The organism is Pseudomonas sp. JAI120 (assembly GCF_014207255.1).
GTDB lineage: Bacteria > Pseudomonadota > Gammaproteobacteria > Pseudomonadales > Pseudomonadaceae > Aquipseudomonas.
Genome location: NZ_JACHCZ010000002.1, coordinates 1 through 17,047, shown reverse-complemented (window position 1 = coordinate 17,047; position 17,047 = coordinate 1). Strand labels below are relative to the sequence as shown.

At 59.9% G+C, this 17,047-nt stretch carries 15 protein-coding genes; 9 read left to right on the top strand and 6 right to left on the bottom strand.

Going from position 1 to position 17,047, the window contains the following annotated elements; translation table 11 throughout:
* Positions 1–45: 45 nt before the first annotated feature.
* Positions 46–1,410, bottom strand: coding sequence for an ethanolamine permease (eat, locus tag HDC32_RS11950; RefSeq protein WP_131699030.1), 1,365 nt, complete (start codon positions 1,408–1,410; stop codon positions 46–48).
* A gap of 413 nt (positions 1,411–1,823) precedes the next feature.
* On the opposite strand from eat, the gene kdpF reads away from it, so the two are divergent.
* From kdpF to HDC32_RS11920, 6 genes are all read left to right on the top strand, one after another.
* Positions 1,824–1,913 (top strand): K(+)-transporting ATPase subunit F, encoded by a 90-nt coding sequence (gene kdpF / locus HDC32_RS11945; protein WP_003218754.1) that lies wholly within the window; start codon positions 1,824–1,826, stop codon positions 1,911–1,913.
* Between the two features lie 9 nt (positions 1,914–1,922).
* Positions 1,923–3,617, top strand: a complete 1,695-nt coding sequence (gene kdpA / locus HDC32_RS11940; protein WP_184744195.1) for a potassium-transporting ATPase subunit KdpA — start codon at positions 1,923–1,925, stop codon at positions 3,615–3,617.
* 15 nt (positions 3,618–3,632) lie between these two features.
* Positions 3,633–5,690 (top strand): potassium-transporting ATPase subunit KdpB, encoded by a 2,058-nt coding sequence (kdpB, locus tag HDC32_RS11935; RefSeq protein ID WP_184744193.1) that lies wholly within the window; start codon positions 3,633–3,635, stop codon positions 5,688–5,690.
* A 67-nt stretch (positions 5,691–5,757) separates the two neighbouring features.
* Positions 5,758–6,303, top strand: a complete 546-nt coding sequence (gene kdpC, locus HDC32_RS11930; protein ID WP_184744191.1) for a potassium-transporting ATPase subunit KdpC — start codon at positions 5,758–5,760, stop codon at positions 6,301–6,303.
* Between the two features lie 135 nt (positions 6,304–6,438).
* Positions 6,439–9,090 (top strand): sensor histidine kinase KdpD, encoded by a 2,652-nt coding sequence (locus HDC32_RS11925; RefSeq protein ID WP_184744189.1) that lies wholly within the window; start codon positions 6,439–6,441, stop codon positions 9,088–9,090.
* Between the two features lie 37 nt (positions 9,091–9,127).
* Positions 9,128–9,817: a response regulator gene (locus tag HDC32_RS11920; RefSeq protein WP_145338873.1), complete on the top strand. Its 690-nt coding sequence runs from the start codon at positions 9,128–9,130 to the stop codon at positions 9,815–9,817.
* A 6-nt stretch (positions 9,818–9,823) separates the two neighbouring features.
* On the opposite strand, the gene HDC32_RS11915 is transcribed toward HDC32_RS11920, so the two are convergent.
* Positions 9,824–10,861, bottom strand: a complete 1,038-nt coding sequence (locus HDC32_RS11915; RefSeq protein ID WP_003172684.1) for a patatin-like phospholipase family protein — start codon at positions 10,859–10,861, stop codon at positions 9,824–9,826.
* Between the two features lie 216 nt (positions 10,862–11,077).
* On the opposite strand from HDC32_RS11915, the gene HDC32_RS11910 reads away from it, so the two are divergent.
* The 3 genes from HDC32_RS11910 (at position 11,078) to HDC32_RS11900 (ending at position 13,050) form a co-directional block, all read left to right on the top strand.
* On the top strand, positions 11,078–11,356 hold the full coding sequence (locus HDC32_RS11910; RefSeq protein ID WP_003172685.1) for a hypothetical protein: 279 nt from the start codon (positions 11,078–11,080) through the stop codon (positions 11,354–11,356).
* A 44-nt stretch (positions 11,357–11,400) separates the two neighbouring features.
* Positions 11,401–12,162: a CHAD domain-containing protein gene (locus tag HDC32_RS11905; RefSeq protein WP_184744187.1), complete on the top strand. Its 762-nt coding sequence runs from the start codon at positions 11,401–11,403 to the stop codon at positions 12,160–12,162.
* A gap of 90 nt (positions 12,163–12,252) precedes the next feature.
* Positions 12,253–13,050 carry an acyl-CoA thioesterase II gene (locus HDC32_RS11900; protein ID WP_184744185.1) on the top strand — a complete coding sequence of 266 codons (798 nt, stop codon included), beginning with the start codon at positions 12,253–12,255 and terminating at the stop codon, positions 13,048–13,050.
* Positions 13,051–13,053: 3 nt separating this feature from the next.
* Here the strand turns inward: HDC32_RS11900 and HDC32_RS11895 are convergent, their stop codons facing one another.
* The 4 genes from HDC32_RS11895 to HDC32_RS11880 all read right to left on the bottom strand — a co-directional run.
* On the bottom strand, positions 13,054–13,416 hold the full coding sequence (locus HDC32_RS11895; protein WP_184744183.1) for an Mpo1-like protein: 363 nt from the start codon (positions 13,414–13,416) through the stop codon (positions 13,054–13,056).
* Positions 13,417–13,533: 117 nt separating this feature from the next.
* Entirely contained in the window at positions 13,534–13,923 is a 390-nt protein-coding gene (locus HDC32_RS11890; protein ID WP_184744181.1) for a hypothetical protein, read from the bottom strand.
* A 366-nt stretch (positions 13,924–14,289) separates the two neighbouring features.
* On the bottom strand, positions 14,290–14,691 hold the full coding sequence (locus HDC32_RS11885) for an Imm50 family immunity protein (protein WP_145338871.1): 402 nt from the start codon (positions 14,689–14,691) through the stop codon (positions 14,290–14,292).
* On the bottom strand, positions 14,675–17,047 hold a 2,373-nt coding region (locus HDC32_RS11880), incomplete at its 5' end, for an RHS repeat-associated core domain-containing protein (protein ID WP_184744179.1). The genes HDC32_RS11880 and HDC32_RS11885, both read right to left, overlap by 17 nt.

The window sequence follows — 17,047 nt, the reverse complement described above, 5'->3', positions numbered from 1 at the left end:
GGGCTTTCTGAGTAGTTCAGTGTAGGCCCGTTCTGCCTCGAAACCTTAGAGCCCGGTCAACATTGCATCTGCCGGTGCATCGGCACGGTCCTGCGCGGTCATCTGGAAGTAGATGAAACCCACGGCCATAAAGCCGAGGAAGATCATCCCGATCAGCGCGTTGAACCACGCCATGGCCACCAGGCACACCACAGCCAGCACCAACGCGATGCCGGGCACGATCGGATAACCCGGCGCACGGAAGGTACGTTCCAGCAGCGGCTCGGTCTTACGCAGTTTGAACAGGCTGAGCATGCTCATGATGTACATCACGATGGCGCCGAATACCGCCATGGTGATCATCGCCGCAGTCAGGGTCATGCCGCCCAGGTTGATCAGGCCATCGCTATAGATCGCGGCGATGCCGACCACGCCACCGGCAATGATTGCCCGGTGTGGTGTTTGAAAGCGCGACAATTTGGCGAGGAAAGATGGCAGGTAACCGGCGCGGGCCAGGGCGAAGAATTGGCGCGAGTAGCCCAGGATAATGCCGTGGAAGCTCGCCACCAGGCCGAACAGGCCGATCCACACCAGCATGTGCAACCAGCCGGAGCTGTCGCCCACCACGGTTTTCATCGCCTGCGGCAGTGGATCGTTGATGTTCGACAGGGTGCGCCAGTCGCCCACGCCGCCGGCAAAGAACATCACGCCCATGGCCAGGATCACCAAGGTCAGGATGCCGCTGATGTAGGCCTTTGGAATGGTGCGCTTCGGATCTTTCGCTTCCTCGGCCGCCATGGCCGCGCCTTCGATGGCCAGGAAGAACCAGATGGCAAAAGGGATCGCCGCAAACATCCCGGCAATCGCCGGGGCGCCGAAGGTGTCGGAACCGGCCCAGCCATTCAGGGCAAAGTTGCTGAAGCTGAACGCGGGCGCGACCACGCCCATGAACACCAGCAGCTCAGCGACGGCGAGCACACACACCACCAACTCGAAGGTAGCGGCGAGTTTCACGCCGAGAATATTCAGCCCCATGAACACGATGTAGGCACCGACGGCCGCGTGTTTGGGGTCCAGGGCCGGGAACTGCACATTCAGATACGCGCCGATCGCCAAGGCGATGGCGGGCGGAGCGAAGACAAATTCGATCAGTGTGGCGAGGCCTGCGATCAAGCCGCCTTTCTCACCAAAGGCGCGACGACTGTAGGCAAACGGCCCGCCTGCGTGAGGAATGGCGGTAGTCAGCTCGGTGAAACTGAAGATAAAGCAGGTATACATCGCTGCGACCATCAACGAGGTCACCAGGAAGCCCAAGGTCCCGGCCACGCCCCAGCCATAGCTCCAGCCGAAGTATTCCCCGGAAATCACCAGCCCGACGGCAATGCCCCATAAATGCAGAGTGCCCAAGGTGGGTTTAAGTTGTGTGTTCATCGTGCTGCGCTCCCTGAACGGTTTGGAATGATTCAAGGTGTTGCAGCGGCCATGCCAGCCTGAGAATCATTGTCGTAAAGCGGCGCGACTGTCGTGTGGGGGATGGTTTGGCGTTTGAAATTTGCCGGCGTCGCACCAGATAGGTGCGGCGGTGACGGTGCCGACGCTATCGGGAGCAAGCCCCCTCCCACAGGTTGACTGGCGCTCGGCATGACAACTCGGTCAAGTGTGGGAGGGGGCTTGCTCCCGATAGCGCCCGCCCAGACGCTGGAAACCCGCAGTGTAAACCCCGCATAAACCCACTCTTTACGCCATCTTTACGCCCCGCCCACCCCCTCGCTCTCGTTCCTTTACGCCACTCCTGCGGACAATTGCCCCACACGCGGCACTCGCCGCTAAACGGAGAGACTTCCATGAGCGTTCTGGACGGGGTGTCACTGCTATTGGCCGTGGCGCTGTTCATTTATCTGCTGGTTGCGCTGTTACGCGCGGATCGGAACTAGGAGCTGGCCATGCACAGTTATGACTATTGGCTGATCATTGCCTTCTTTGCCGTGGTACTGGTGCCGGCGCCGTTCTTGGGGCGGTTCTACTACAAAGTAATGGAAGGCCAGCGCACGTGGTTGAGCCCGGTGCTGGGGCCTGTCGAAAAAGCCTGTTATCGCCTGTCGGGGGTGGACGAGCATCAGGAACAAAGCTGGCAGAAATACATGCTGGCCTTGCTCGCGTTCAACCTCGCGGGCTTTTTGCTGTTGTTCGCGATCCTGCTGTTCCAGGACTATCTCCCACTGAACCCGCAGAAATTGCCTGGCCAGGAATGGACACAGGCTTTCAATACAGCGGTCAGTTTCATGACCAACACCAACTGGCAGTCCTACAGCGGTGAGGCGTCCCTGAGCTACCTCAGCCAGATGGCTGGCCTGACCGTGCAGAACTTCGTCAGCCCGGCCACCGGCCTGGCCGTCCTGGTCGCGCTGTGCCGTGGGATCGGGCGCAAATCCACCAAGACGCTGGGTAACTTCTGGGTCGACATGACCCGCGCCACGCTCTACGGCCTGTTGCCGTTGTGTCTGGTGCTGGCGCTGTTCCTGGTATGGCAGGGCGTACCGCAAACCTTCGCGCACTACGTTGATGCCGTGACCCTGCAAGGCGTGGATCAAGTGATCCCCCTGGGCCCGGCAGCCAGCCAGATTGCGATCAAGCAATTGGGCACCAACGGCGGTGGTTTCTTCGGCGTCAACTCGGCGCACCCGTTCGAAGACCCGACGGCCTGGGCCAACCTGTTCGAATTGGCGTCGATCATCTTGATTCCGGTGGCGCTGGTGTTCACCTTCGGCCACTACGTGAAAGACCTGCGCCAGAGCCGCGCGATCCTCGGCTGCATGTTGGCACTGTTCCTGATCGGCGGCGCGACCTCGCTGTGGGCCGAATACCAGCCCAACCCGGCCTTGAACAACCCGGCCGTCGAGCAGACCGCCCCGCTGGAAGGCAAGGAAGCGCGCTTCGGCACCACCGGCACCGTGTTGTGGTCGGTGACCACCACCGCAGCGTCCAACGGTTCGGTCAACGGCATGCAAGACAGCCTCAACCCCCTCAGTGGGATGGTGGCGCTGGTCAACATGATGGTCGGTGAAGTGATCTTCGGCGGCGTCGGCGCCGGTATGTACGGCATGTTGCTCAACGTGTTGATCGCGGTATTCCTGGCCGGCCTGATGATCGGCCGCACCCCGGAATACCTGGGCAAGAAGCTCCAGGCCAAGGAAGTGCAGTTGCTGGTCGTGACCCTGCTGGTGATGCCGGTGGGCGTATTGGTACTGGGTGCCATCGCCGCGAGCCTGCCGGGCCCTGCCGGTGCGATCAGTAACCCCGGCCCTCACGGTTTCAGCCAGTTGCTGTACGCCTACACCTCGGCCAGCGCCAACAACGGCTCGGCGTTCGGCGGTTTCAGTGCCAATACACCGTTCCATAACCTGATGCTGGGTCTGGGCATGTTGATCGGCCGCTTCGGCTACATCCTCCCGGTACTGGCCCTGGCCGGCAGCCTGGCGATGAAGAAGACCGCACCGATTGGCCAGAACAGCTTCCCGACCCATGGTCCGCTGTTCGTGACCCTGTTGACCGTGACCATTTTGCTGGTGGGCGGCCTGACTTTCCTGCCGACGCTGGCGTTGGGGCCCATCGCCGAACACTTGAGCATGGGCTTCTAAAAAGGGGATATGAAAATGAATATGCCTGCAAAAAACGCGGCTCCGGTCAAAACCCAGGAACCCGCTAAAACCGCCATCTCGTCCCTGTGGCGCCCGGCGCTGGTCCAGGCGTTCGTCAAGCTGGACCCGCGCCAACTGCAACGCTCGCCAGTGATGCTGGTGGTCGAGCTGACCGCCATCCTCACCACCGTGTTGTGCTTCGTGCCCGACACCACTGTGCCGACCTATGTCGCCGTGCAGATCGCGGTGTGGCTGTGGTTCACCGTGCTGTTCGCCAACTTCGCCGAAGCTTTGGCCGAAGGACGCGGTAAGGCCCGTGCCGACAGCCTCAAGGCCGGCAGTGAAGGCCTGAGCGCGCGCCGTAAGGAAGCCGATGGCAGCTTCAAGGTCGTGCCGGCCACCAGCCTGCGCAAAGGTGATGTGGTGCGTGTCGCCGCCGGGGAAATGATCCCCGGCGACGGCGAGGTCATCGAAGGCATCGCAGCGGTCAACGAAGCGGCGATCACCGGTGAATCCGCACCGGTGATCCGCGAGTCCGGCGGCGACCGCTCGGCCGTCACCGGCAATACGCGGCTGGTGTCGGACTGGCTGCTGATCCGCATCACCGCCAACCCCGGCGAGTCCACCCTGGACCGCATGATCGCCCTGGTCGAAGGCGCCAAGCGTCAGAAAACCCCCAACGAAGTCGCGCTGGATATTCTGCTGATCGGCCTGACTCTGATCTTCCTGCTGGTGGTCGTGACCTTGCAGCCGTTCGCCCACTTTGCCAATGGCAGCTTGCCCCTGGTGTTTTTGGTCGCACTGCTGGTGACGCTGATTCCTACCACCATCGGCGGCTTGTTGTCGGCCATCGGTATTGCCGGCATGGACCGCCTGGTGCGCCTCAACGTGATCGCCAAGTCCGGCCGTGCCGTGGAGGCGGCCGGTGACGTGCACGTGTTGCTGCTGGACAAGACCGGCACCATCACCTTCGGTAACCGTCGTTGTTCAGCGGTAGTGGCTGCACCGGGTGTCAGCGGCAAGGACCTGGCCGAAGGTGCGCTGCTGGCGTCCCTGGCGGACGACACGGCAGAAGGCAAATCCATCGTCGAATACCTGCGGGCTCTGCACCCGCAGGCCGAGCCAACCCTGGATGAGCTGACCGCCGTACCGTTCAGCGCCGAGACCCGCTTGTCCGGTGTTGACTACCAGGGCCGCGTGTTCCGCAAAGGCGCGGTGGATTCGCTGCTGGCGTTTATCGGTCAGCAACGCGGCGACCTGCAACCGGCTCTGTCACGGGAAATCGACAAGATCGCCCAGAGCGGCGGCACGCCATTGCTGGTGTGTGCCGACGGCAAATTGCTCGGTGCCATCCACCTCAAGGACGTGGTCAAGCCCGGTATCCGCGAACGTTTCGCTGAGCTGCGCAAGCTGGGCATTCGCACCGTGATGGTCACCGGTGACAACCCGCTGACAGCCGCTGCGATTGCTGCCGAAGCCGGTGTGGATGACGTGCTGGCCGAGGCGACCCCGGAGAAAAAACTCGCGCGCATCCGTCACGAGCAAAACGACGGCCGCTTGGTGGCGATGTGCGGCGACGGCGCCAACGACGCCCCGGCACTGGCCCAGGCGGACGTCGGCATGGCGATGAACGACGGCACCCAGGCGGCGCGTGAAGCCGCCAACATGGTCGACCTCGACAGCGACCCCACCAAGCTGCTGGACGTGGTGCAGATCGGTAAAGAGTTGCTGGTGACTCGCGGCGCGTTGACCACCTTTTCCATCGCCAACGACGTGGCCAAGTACTTCGCGATCCTGCCGGCGTTGTTCGCCTCGATCTACCCGCAGTTGGGCGTTCTCAACGTGATGCATTTGCAGAGCCCGCAGAGCGCGATTCTCTCGGCCATTGTGTTCAACGCGCTGATCATCGTCGTGCTGATCCCCTTGGCGCTGCGCGGTGTGCGTGTGCACGCCGCGAGTGCAGCGGCGTTGCTGCGGCGCAACCTGTTGATCTACGGCCTGGGCGGGCTGCTGGTGCCGTTTGTGGGCATCAAGGCGATCGACATGCTGCTGACCGCGCTGCACCTGGTTTGACCCGATTCCTGTGGGCACCGGCAAAGCGGTGCCCACAGGTTGCAAAGACCGAATTGAGGAATTTGAAATGTCCAACATAATCCGTCCAGCCCTGAGCCTGCTGGTGCTCATGACCCTGATCACCGGCGTCGCCTATCCACTGGTGGTCACCGGTGTCGCCCAAGTCGCCTTCCCGGACCAGGCCAACGGCAGCCTGGTGCGTGATGCCAGTGGCAAGGTGCGTGGCTCCAGCCTGATCGCCCAGGATTTTACCGGTGACAGCTGGTTCCATTCGCGTCCTTCGGCGGGTGCCTTTGCGACGGTTTCCAGCAGCGCCAGTAACCTTGGCCCAAGCAACCCGGCCTTGGCCACCCGCGTGTTCGATGACGCGAACAAGCAGTGGGTGCCCAGCCAGGGGCCGGTGCCTTTGGCGTTGTTGACTACCTCCGGCAGCGGTCTTGATCCACACTTGCCACCCCAGGCGATTGCCTATCAACTGGCACGGGTGGCTGCCGCGCGAAATGTGCCGGTCTCCACCCTGCAACGGTTGATGGATGAACATATCGAAAGCCCGCTGGTGGGGCCGCCTGTGGTGAATGTGTTGGCGCTGAACATGGCCCTGGAAAAACTCTGAACCCTGTGGGAGGGGGCTTGCCCCCGATAGCAGAGTGTCAGTCAACACAGGTATCGACTGAACCACCGAAATCGGGGGCAAGCCCCTCCCACATTGGATTTTCTCTGGGTCTGAACAATTGAAGGAAACCCCAGCATGAGCGACTCCGGCCGCGCCGATGCCCTGTTAGCCGATCTGCCCCGGGACGGCCGTGGCCGGCTCAAAGTTTTCCTCGGCGCCGCGCCGGGTGTGGGCAAGACCTACGCCATGCTCCAGGCCGCCCACACCCAACTGCGCCAGGGCGTCAAACTGATCGCCGGCGTGGTTGAAACCCACGGCCGCGCCGAGACCGAAGCGTTGCTCAGCGGCCTGCCGCAACAACCGCTGTTGCGCAGCGAATACCGTGGCGTGATGCTCGAAGAAATGGACCTCGACGGCCTGCTCGCCGCCAAGCCCAAGCTGGTGCTGGTGGACGAACTGGCCCACAGCAACGCCCCCGGCAGCCGCCATGAAAAGCGCTGGCAAGACATCCAGGAACTGCTCGCCGCCGGCATCAACGTGTTTACCACGGTCAACGTCCAGCACTTGGAAAGTCTGAATGACCAGGTCCGCGGCATCACCGGTGTACAGGTGCGCGAAACCTTGCCGGATTGGGTGCTGCAAGAAGCCGACGAACTGCTGCTGATCGATCTGCCGTCCCGCGAACTGCTCGAGCGTCTGCGCGACGGCAAGGTCTATGTGCCGGAGCAGGCCCGCGCTGCCATCGATGCATTCTTTACCCAGACCAACCTGATGGCCCTGCGTGAGCTGGCGATGCAGACTGCCGCCGCCCACGTCGACGACGATTTGGCCCAGGGCTATCGCCAGCTCGGCCAGGCGGCGCCGGCGGTGCGTGGGCGCTTGTTGGTGGGCGTGGATGGCGACGCGCAAGCCGAACGCCTGGTGCGCCATGCCAGTCGCGTCGCCCAGCGTCGGCATTTGCCGTGGAGCCTGGTGCATATCGACAACGGCCGTGCGCGGGATGAACAGGCCCGCCTGCGCCTGCAAAACGCCCAGCAACTGGCCGAGCGTCTTGGCGGCGAAGTGGTGCTGCTGCGGGCGGGGGAGGTGGCCAAGACCTTGATCCAGCATGCTGCCGAACGCCGCGCCAGCCTGCTGTTGGTGGGGCAGTCGCGAATGGGTTGGCGGCGTCGCCTGTTCGGTGGCGGCTTGGCGGCGCGGTTGTTGCGTAATGCCCGGGGTTTGGAAATCAACGTCCTCGACAGCGACGATGTGCCCGCAGTCCCACGCTTGCCGGATGTGCGCGGTCTGGTGTGGTTCGATTACGCCTTGGCCGTGGTGGCGACCATCATCGCCGCCGGCGTGGCCTGGGCAGTGGCAAGCGTGTTGCCACTGCCGAATATCTCGCTGGTGTTTCTCGCCGCCGTGTTGCTGGTGGCCGTGCGCAGCAGCCTGGGGCCGTCCCTGGTGTGTGCGGCGTTGTCATTCCTGACGTATGACTTTCTGTTCATTCCGCCGAGCTTTTCCTTTGCCATCCAGCGCGAAGAAGACGTGCTGACCCTGTTGTTCTTCCTGCTGATGGCGGCGCTGACCGGCAACCTTGCCGCGCGCCAGCGCCGCCAGTTGCAGGCGTTGCGCGACACCCAGGAAGAAACCAGCGAACTGCTCGACCTGTCGCGCAAACTCACCGCCGCCACCGACCGCCAGGCGGTGATCAGCGCCGCCGCCCACCATCTGGAAGGCTGGAGCGACCTGGATCTGTGCCTGGTCAATCGCGACGGCCAGGGTGGCTGGAAGGTCGAGACCGGCGGCCCGCTGACCTTCACCGAAGCCGAGCGTGCTGCGGCCGATTGGGCCTGGCAGCATGACCAGCCGGCAGGCATGGGCACCGGCACCTTGCCGTTCGGGCGCTGGTGGTGGTGGCCGTTGTCGGGTGAGGAGGGGCCGCTGGGGTTGCTCGGCGTCAGTGCCAAGCCGGGTCTGGAATTGAGTGGCCAGCGGCGTCGTTTGCTGACCGCCTTGAGCCAGCCTCTGGCCCAGGCCCTGGCGCGGGCGCAGTTGGCCCAGGAGTTGGAATCCGCACGTTTGCATGGCGAAACCGAGCAACTGCGCAGCGCCTTGCTTGCGTCGGTGTCCCACGATTTGCGCACACCGTTGACCTCCATGCGCGGCAGTATCGACAGCCTGCTGGCGCTCGGCGAAGCCATCCCCCTGGAGGATCGCCGCGAGTTGCTTGAAGGCACCCGCGATGAAGCCGAACGCCTGGACCGCTATATCCAGAACCTGCTGGACATGACCCGGCTGGGCCATGGGGCGCTGAAGCTGGCGCGGGACTGGGTGTCGCCCGGCGATATTGTCGGCAGTGCGCTCGGGCGTTTGCGCGCGGTGCTGGCGCCGCTGCTGGTGAGCACCGATGTGCCGGCGGAGTTGCCGTTGCTCTATGTACATGCCGCGTTGATCGAACAGGCACTGGTCAATGTATTGGAAAACGCCGCGCGTTTTTCACCGCCCCAAGGTCGATTGCAACTCAGTGCCGGTGTGGCGAATAACCAATTGTTTTTCGCTGTGGCGGATGAGGGGCCGGGTATTCCTGAGGATGAGCGGGCGAAGATTTTCGATATGTTCTACACCGCTGCACGCGGTGATCGAGGCGGGCAGGGCACCGGCCTGGGCCTGGCGATCTGCCAGGGCATGGTCGGCGCCCACGGTGGGCATATCAGCGTGGCCGAGGGCATTGATGGGCGCGGTACCTGTATCACCTTGTTCCTGCCATTGCCGACACAGCCTGGCCTGGAAGGCGAGGCGTGAGCTACCCTGTTTTCTCTACAGATGTTGATTGGACGCCATGAGCCAGACCGCGACGATTTTAGTCATTGATGACGAACCGCAAATCCGCAAATTCCTGCGCATCAGCCTGGCTTCCCAGGGCTACAAAGTGATCGAGGCCGGTACCGGCAACGAAGGCCTGGCCCAGGCGGCGCTGAGCAAGCCCGACTTGCTGGTGCTCGACCTGGGCCTGCCGGACATGGATGGCCAGCAGGTACTGCGCGAGTTTCGTGAGTGGTCGACGGTGCCGGTACTGGTGCTGTCGGTAAGGGCCAGCGAAGGGCAGAAGGTCGAAGCCCTCGACGGTGGCGCAAATGATTATGTCACCAAGCCCTTCGGCATCCAGGAGTTCCTGGCTCGCGTGCGGGCCTTATTGCGTCAGGCACCCGTGGGCGAGCCCCAGGAAGCGGCGTTGCAGTTTGGCCCGTTGATGGTGGACCTGGCCTATCGCCGCGTGCTGCTGGACGGCGCCGAGGTGGCACTGACCCGCAAGGAATACGCCGTGCTGGCACAACTGGCGCGGCATCCGGGACGGGTGATCACCCAGCAGCAACTGCTCAAGGACATCTGGGGGCCGACTCACACCGAAGACAGTCACTACCTGCGGATTGTGGTGGGGCATCTGCGCCAGAAGCTGGCGGATGATCCGACCCAGCCGAGGTTTATCGTGACCGAGGCGGGAGTGGGGTATCGGCTGTTGAGTGCCTGACAGCTGTCAGCGCTGCTCACTCTCATAGCGATCCAGTGTATCGCTGGCAATTTCCCGGCCCAGTGCGATCAACTCCGGGGCCTTGTAGAACTCGAAAAACCGGCACACCCGCTTCGGCACGTTGATCAGCACATCCGGCGGGTAGCCCGCGATCTTGTATTGCGCCAGCGAGGTCTGCATCACCTCGAAACTCTGGTTGATCAGGTCCAGCAGTGACGCCGGCCCGACGTTATCGATGATGAACGACCCGGTAGCCGACTTCGGCGCCCCAGGCTTTTCCGGTGCGGCGGCGGGTTGCTGGGATTCTGGCTCGGCCGACTCCAGCCACGGATTGATCTCGGCCGCCTGGGCCTGCAAGGCTTCCTGCTCAAGTTTCATCAACTGCTCGGCCTGCTTGCGGCGAAACGGCAGGTGCGAGCCGAGTGATTTCGCCAGGCTGTTGAAGCGGCTCTTGAACGCCGGCGGGCGTTGGATCACCGGCAAATGGTAGTGTTTCTGGTTGGTGGCGTTGAGGTTGACCGCGATGATCAGGTCACAATGGCTCGACACCACCGGCACGATGGGCAGCGGGTTGAGCAGGCCGCCGTCCACCAGCATGCGGTTGCCTTGCATCACCGGGGTGAACAGGCTTGGAATCGCCGCCGAGGCGCGCATGGCCTGGTGCAGGCAGCCTTCCTGGAACCAGATTTCCTGTTGATTGGTCAGGTCGGTGGCGACGGCGGTGTAGGGGATGCGCAGCTCTTCGATATTGATCTCGCCGACGATCTTGCGGATTTGCCCGAAGACCTTTTCGCCGCGAATCGCCCCAAGGCGGAAACTCACGTCCACCAGACGCAGCACGTCGAGGTAGTCGAGGCTTTCAATCCAGTTTCGATACTCGTCCAGTTTGCCCGCGGCGTAGATCCCACCCACCACGGCCCCCATGGAACAACCGGCGATACAGGCGATGTCGTAACCGCGCCGTTCGATTTCCTCGATTACTCCGATATGGGCATAGCCTCTGGCCCCGCCGGACCCCAGCACCAAGGCAACACGTTTCTTCATGGTCGATGTCCTTCATAAGCGGGTGCCCACAATGCACCTATTTTAGGGGCTGCTTCAATCTTCGTTGCGCCTGGCAATATTTTTCAAGAATAGCGCTCAGGCTCGGGTATGCTCTGGCAATAGGTACTACCGATTTCAGGCTAAGGACAAGGCACTTTTTCTTGTAGGCAACGTCTACACCGTACGACTGTTTTTCTTTATTTTGAGGTGTCATCGATGAAAGCCTGGATGTGTGTGCCTGTGATCATGTTGGCCCTGGCGGGTTGCGCCGGGAAAACCGCATACCGCGACAGCTGTGGCTCGCAATTGGATGCCGCCTGGAAAGAGCTCGACCTGGCCAAGGCCGAAGGTTTTGCCGGCACCGTCAGCTACTCCAAGGCTTTGTCTTTATTGACTGGTGCCAAGACCCAGCAGCAATTCGAAGCGTTTGAAGGCTGCTCAAACAAGGCCGAGAAAGCGCGGTTCTATATTCGTGAGTCGCGCGCCGGGCGTTAACTGGCGGCGCAGAGTGGGATTTTTCATCTGAGAGTGAGGGCAGGATGTCAGCTTTGGTCGATCAGTTAGTCGCTCAGGTCATTGGCCTGGAAGTAGGGTTACTGAGCTGCCAGGCTCGCCTCGCTGCCGTCACCGATGATGAAGCCCTGCATGATCTGCGCACCACCGTGCGCCGCCTGCGCAGCCTGTTGCGCCCTTTGCGCGGGCTGCCGGGTGTGGAACAGCTTGAATTGGCCGCCGGCACGGTCGGCCAGTTGACGACGCCACTGCGCGACCGAGAGGTGCTGGCGGCGTATTTGCATCAGCATGGTTATCACGAGGCCGCTGATCGACGCCTGCGCCTGCAACCCGACGCCTATCGCCAGGTGGCGCAAGGCCCGGAAGTTGCCCATCTGCTGCTGATCCTTGATGCATTCCCGCGCTTTATCCGCGCCTCGGAGCACCAGAAATTGCTCAAGGGTTTGCGACCGCGTATTGAGAAGCGCCTGGCCAAGCAATGGCAGAAACTCGATCAAGCACTGAAAGATCCAGACCATGATCGCCACCGTTTGCGCTTGTTGATCAAGCGTGTGCGCTATGCCGCCGAGGCTTACCGCCAGCTGGATAAGTTGCCCTCCAATGCCCTGCCACGCCTGAAGAAAGCCCAAGCGGCACTGGGTGATTGGCATGACTGCTGGCAATGGTTGGCCCAGGCCGAACATCAAGCCGATCTGCAGCCCTGTGTTGCGATATGGCATCGCACCATGGCCAAGGCCGAAGGGCAGGCGGATCGCGTGCTGGACAAACTCAGCGCGGATTGTTTCTAAATCGGTCCGGCTTTTGGCCGGAATAAGCGCTGTACCTTGTCCGCGCGCTGGTTAAGATCGCCCATCTGTTTCTTTTGATGTGAGGTCGCCATGCGCTTTAGTGATTTGCTCGACGCTGCCCGAAGCAACCCGCTGGATGTCACCATTCCCGCTGAATGGGCCCAAGGCCGGGCGTCCTTTGGTGGCCTGGTCGCTGCGTTACAATACGAAGCCTTGCGCGCCCATGTACCGACGGACCGCCCATTGCGCTCTCTGGCAATCACCTTCGTTGGTCCGGTCGCGCCCGATGTACCTGCCAGCTATCAAGTCGAAGTGTTACGTGAAGGCAAGGCGGTCAGCCAGCTGCTCGGCCGTGTCGTGCAGAACGGTGAGGTCGCGACCCTGGTACAGGCAAGTTTTGGCGCATCACGCGAATCGGAAATCGATGTGGCGAGCGAACCGCCGCCGACGTTCAAGCACTGGGATGAATGCCAGGAACTGCCCTATATCAAAGGCGTCACGCCGGAGTTCATGCGCCACTTGGCTATGCGCTGGAGCGTTGGCGGTTTGCCGTTTACCGGTAATAAATCCCGCGAGATGGGTGGTTGGGTTCGCTTGCGCGGGGATGTGAAGGAGGAACCGCTGACCGAAGCGCATATCCTCGCCCTGGTCGACGCCTGGCCGCCGGCGTTGCTGCCGCACCTGAAAAAGCCCGCTCCGGGCAGCACCCTGACCTGGACCATCGAATTCATCCAGCCGTTGCAGGATCTGACGACCCTGGACTGGTGCCAGTACCACGTCAGCATCGAGCATGCGCGCGACGGCTACGGTCACGCCGCCGCTGCGCTGTGGAGCCCAACCGGCGCGTTGATCGCCCTCAGCCGCCAGACCGTGGTGGTCTTCGCCTGATGCTCAGTGGCGGTGGCGCTGCCGCCAGGCACGCCACCAGCCACCGCTCAACACAAAGCGCGGGAACGTCAGGAACTGCTCGACCACCAGGCGCTGTAGTGCGTCTTTACGATCACTGAACGGCTCACTGGCCTCGGCTTCCAGGCTATGCCCATGACGCTGCAGCGCCAGGCCCGCGAAGATGCCGACTACGCCAATGGCGAAACTGGCCAGGCTCAGGCTGAACACTCCGGACACAATCAACAGAAACCCGATGATAAACAGCGGTACGGCAATCAGGTGCAACGCCAGGTTGGTCGGGTGCTGATGGTTCTGCGGGTAGTTACGCCATTGCCAGGCGGGGAGATTGGGATGACGTTTGCCCATGATGGTGAACCCTCTGTCCGTTGAAATAATATGGGGAGAGTTTAGGTGGGGGTGGGCGGGTGGGCGAATTGGGGTTGGCTATGACGTTGATAGAAGGCCAGTTGTGGCAAACCATCTTCAAGCCCAAATAACGCAGTCATGATCATCCATGTGTACCAGAAACGTGAGTTTGCTATCCGTCACCCAGAACGGATATCCGGTCGTTTCACCTAAGATAGAGGTTATATCCTGCGCATTCTCGATTTCCCAGCCCGAGTATGTTGAATCAAGTACCAACAAAATCAGGTTTTTTTGGTTAATGCGGTACTGTATTTCCTTCCAGAAATTGGGGTTGTGCTCTGAATTTTTCTCGTTCAGTTCGACGGGGTCGAGGAAGCTGCTCTCGGATTTGAAGAACTTCTTTGTTAGGTCATTTATTAGTGTTGTGGTTTCGTCTATCTGAAATTCTATAGAGCTTATTTCTAAGCTCCTGAAAGCTTCATCTAGTTCTTTTTTCAGGTAATTCATCAGTGATTCCCAATTGTTGATCGGCTAACGGGAACCAGTTCGACAAGTGTATGACGTCTTTTTGCTCCTCTGTCCGCTCTCTTTTCGGGTGTTTGATAAACAATATGAGGTGAGTTCGGCTATTTTTTGCTTGAGACTAGTATTGGGTCATCATATTAAATTCGGCCAATTTATTTGGGCCTATTTGTACACGCCATTTTTTTGGGAATGACTTCCATGCTGGTCTTTACTCCATTTGGATGCGCTGTATTTATTACTTAATAAAATGCAATTTAGCAAGCCACGTTCATGCGCAAATAAAGAATTCATGGCCGCCCATGTGCACAATAAGCGTATGACTGACTTTGATTTCTAATATCTGTTATTTTAAAAATCTTCATCATTACCTCTGATGTAAACGTTGGGGTCGCAAATTGAGATACTCTTGGCCTTAAATTCGATTAAGGAGTTTTTGTTGGCAGCATAGAAGCAGAGTTGACCCTTTTCTTTTTTTACTCTTACGTAAAAATTATCTCGGCCGGGTATGTTGAGTATTTTTAGATCGCTAATGCCATGACAATCAACACCAAGTCTGCAAACGTTGTAACCTTTGTTTTTCCATTTTTCCGGTAGAATATCTGGGAAATCAGGTATGTCGAACCCAATCCCCAAAGACGGTCGATCATTGTCTATTTGTAAGGAGAAGAGAGTGATTTCTCCTATCTCTACAGGCTGGCTAAAAATTTTTTCAAAAAATATATTTTTATCTAATTCATTCCAGTATTTCATTTTTTTTCCTGAAGAAGTAGTGTGCTTCTGCGTCGATGAGTTTTCCGTTCCGGGGTTGTTCAATAGGTCGTAGATTGAAATGTGTTGTTTGATCTCCAATTCCATCTGCTCTACCGTATTTATGCCCTGCAGAATGATCTTGAATAAGGACTTGTGAGCCATCTTTTCTTGTAAATTGATATACCCTCGTCTTGATGGGGTGGCCGGTGGCATCCAGTATTTTTTTATCATTCAAATCGGTCATATTTTCTATTTTGTACTGCGTCGTCCGTCCTGTTTTCGGGTGGGTCATCACATCTGGGCTCTGATTCATCGGTATATGGGCATCTCTTTTAGCTTGCCTGAAAGCCCCCTTACGAGAAACGTCAGGGGCGTCCGGTTCAGTAGGAGTAGCGCAAGCGGGATTTTTCCTTATTGATCCAGGGCAATTTGCGCTGAGCCCCAAAGGATCAACCCACCCGGTCGGGTTGGGCGCGTACTGGTAGGCATTAATCCCACCCGCCAACTTCACCGGATCAGGCGTCAGATAGCGACCAACATCCGGATTGTAGTAGCGATGACGGTTGTAGTGCAGCCCGCTTTCCTGATCAAAGTACTGCCCCTGAAACCGTAGCGGGTTGTCGATTTTGCCTTTGTCGAGACGGCTGATCTGGCCGTAGGCGCGGTAGTGCGCGGACCAGACGATTTCGCCATCCGGATCGGTGAGTTCCTGCGGTGTGCCGAGGTGGTCGAGTTGGTAGTGGTAGGGCTTGGTGTCTTTTGGGCCGAAGCCTTCCAACAGCACCAGCGGCCTGAAACTGTTCGGTTCATAGAGATAGCTGCGATGGCGATCCGCATGGTGTTCGGCAATCAGCTTGTCGCCTTGCCAGAAAAACTCCGTCGTTAGGCCGTCCACGGTTTTGCTGATGCGCCGCCCAAATGGGTCGTAGCGATAGCTCGCGGTTTGGCCATTGGGTTGGGTGATTCCAATCAGGCGGTGCTGGCAGTCGTAGCGGTATTCGGTAATCAGCGCGTGCCCACGGCCTCGCCGTTCGCGGATGAGGTTGCCGAAGGCGTCATAGTCGTAGTGGCGGTTGCCCTGGATCATCAGGCGGTTGCCGGCGACGATGTCGGGACCGGGGCGGTCTTGCATGAGCAGGTTGCCGGCCGGGGTGTGGCCGAAGCGTTCCTGCAGGTCTTGGGAGTGGTCGGCGCGGGTGAGGCGGCCTAGTGGGTCATAATGGTAGTGGTGTTCGCCTTTGCGGGTGTCGAGCAGGCGGGTGAGGTTGCCGGTTTTGTCATAGTCGTATTGGCGTTGGTAGCGGTGGTCTTGTTGCTGGGTGATTGCGTGGGCGTGCAGGCGATGTTGGTCGTCGTAGTGGTAGTGGCTGAGGAGTTGGCCTTGTTGGCGTTGGTGTTCCTGACCCGCCTTGAACAGGTGAGAGGTCAGCAGCGCACCATTTAATTCGACGGTGGCGAGGTGGCCGCCTTTCGCATGACTAAAAACCAGCCGGTTGTTATCGGGCAGGCGCAGGTGTTGAAGCTGGCCGCAGGTGTCGTAGCCATAGCGCAAGGTGCCCCAGCCCTGGTGTTCGGCGGTGAGGCGGTTTTGGCTATCGTATTCGTAGGCCAGCGCCCAGTGGCCGTCGTCGACGCTGAGGAGGTTGCCTTGGCGGTCGTAGGCGTAATCGACCTTGTTGCCGTCGGGCAGGGTTTTTCGTACGAGGCGGCCGGCGTGATCGCGCTCGTAGCGAGTAATGAGCTGACTGCCGTCGTCACCGTGTTCAGTCTTTTCCTGCAGGTTGCCGTTGAGGTCATAGACGTAGGCAGTGCGTTGGCCGTCAAAGCCGATTTCCTGCTGGATCAGGCCATTGAGGTGGTAATCAAGTCGGTAGGACTCACCGACCTCGTTCTCGATCTCGGTCAGCAGTAACCGCGCGTTGTCGTAGCGGTAGTTGACCTGAGTGCCATCGGCGTTGATGCGGCGGCTGATCAGGTGCAGGCCGTCGGCGTATTCGTAGCGGGTGACGTGGCCCAGTTCGTCGCGTTCGGCGGTGATTTTTCCGTAGGGGTTGTAGCTGTATTCCCTGCACGCACCGCCTGGTAAAACGACACGAACCAACCGACCCACGCTGTCCCACTGATACTGGGTCAGCGCGCCATGCTCATCCTCGTGGGCAATCTGTCGCCCCAAGTCGTCATAGCGATAACGCTTGATCCCGCCATTGGGTAGCTGCTCCTCAACCAGTTGCCCCCGCTCATTCCACACCAGCCGATGGCAGCTGTGATCCGGGTACCAAACCCCAACCAGTTGCCCATATTTGTCGTAGCTGTAATCCGTAACATGACCATCGGGATCGATCTTACGAATGACATC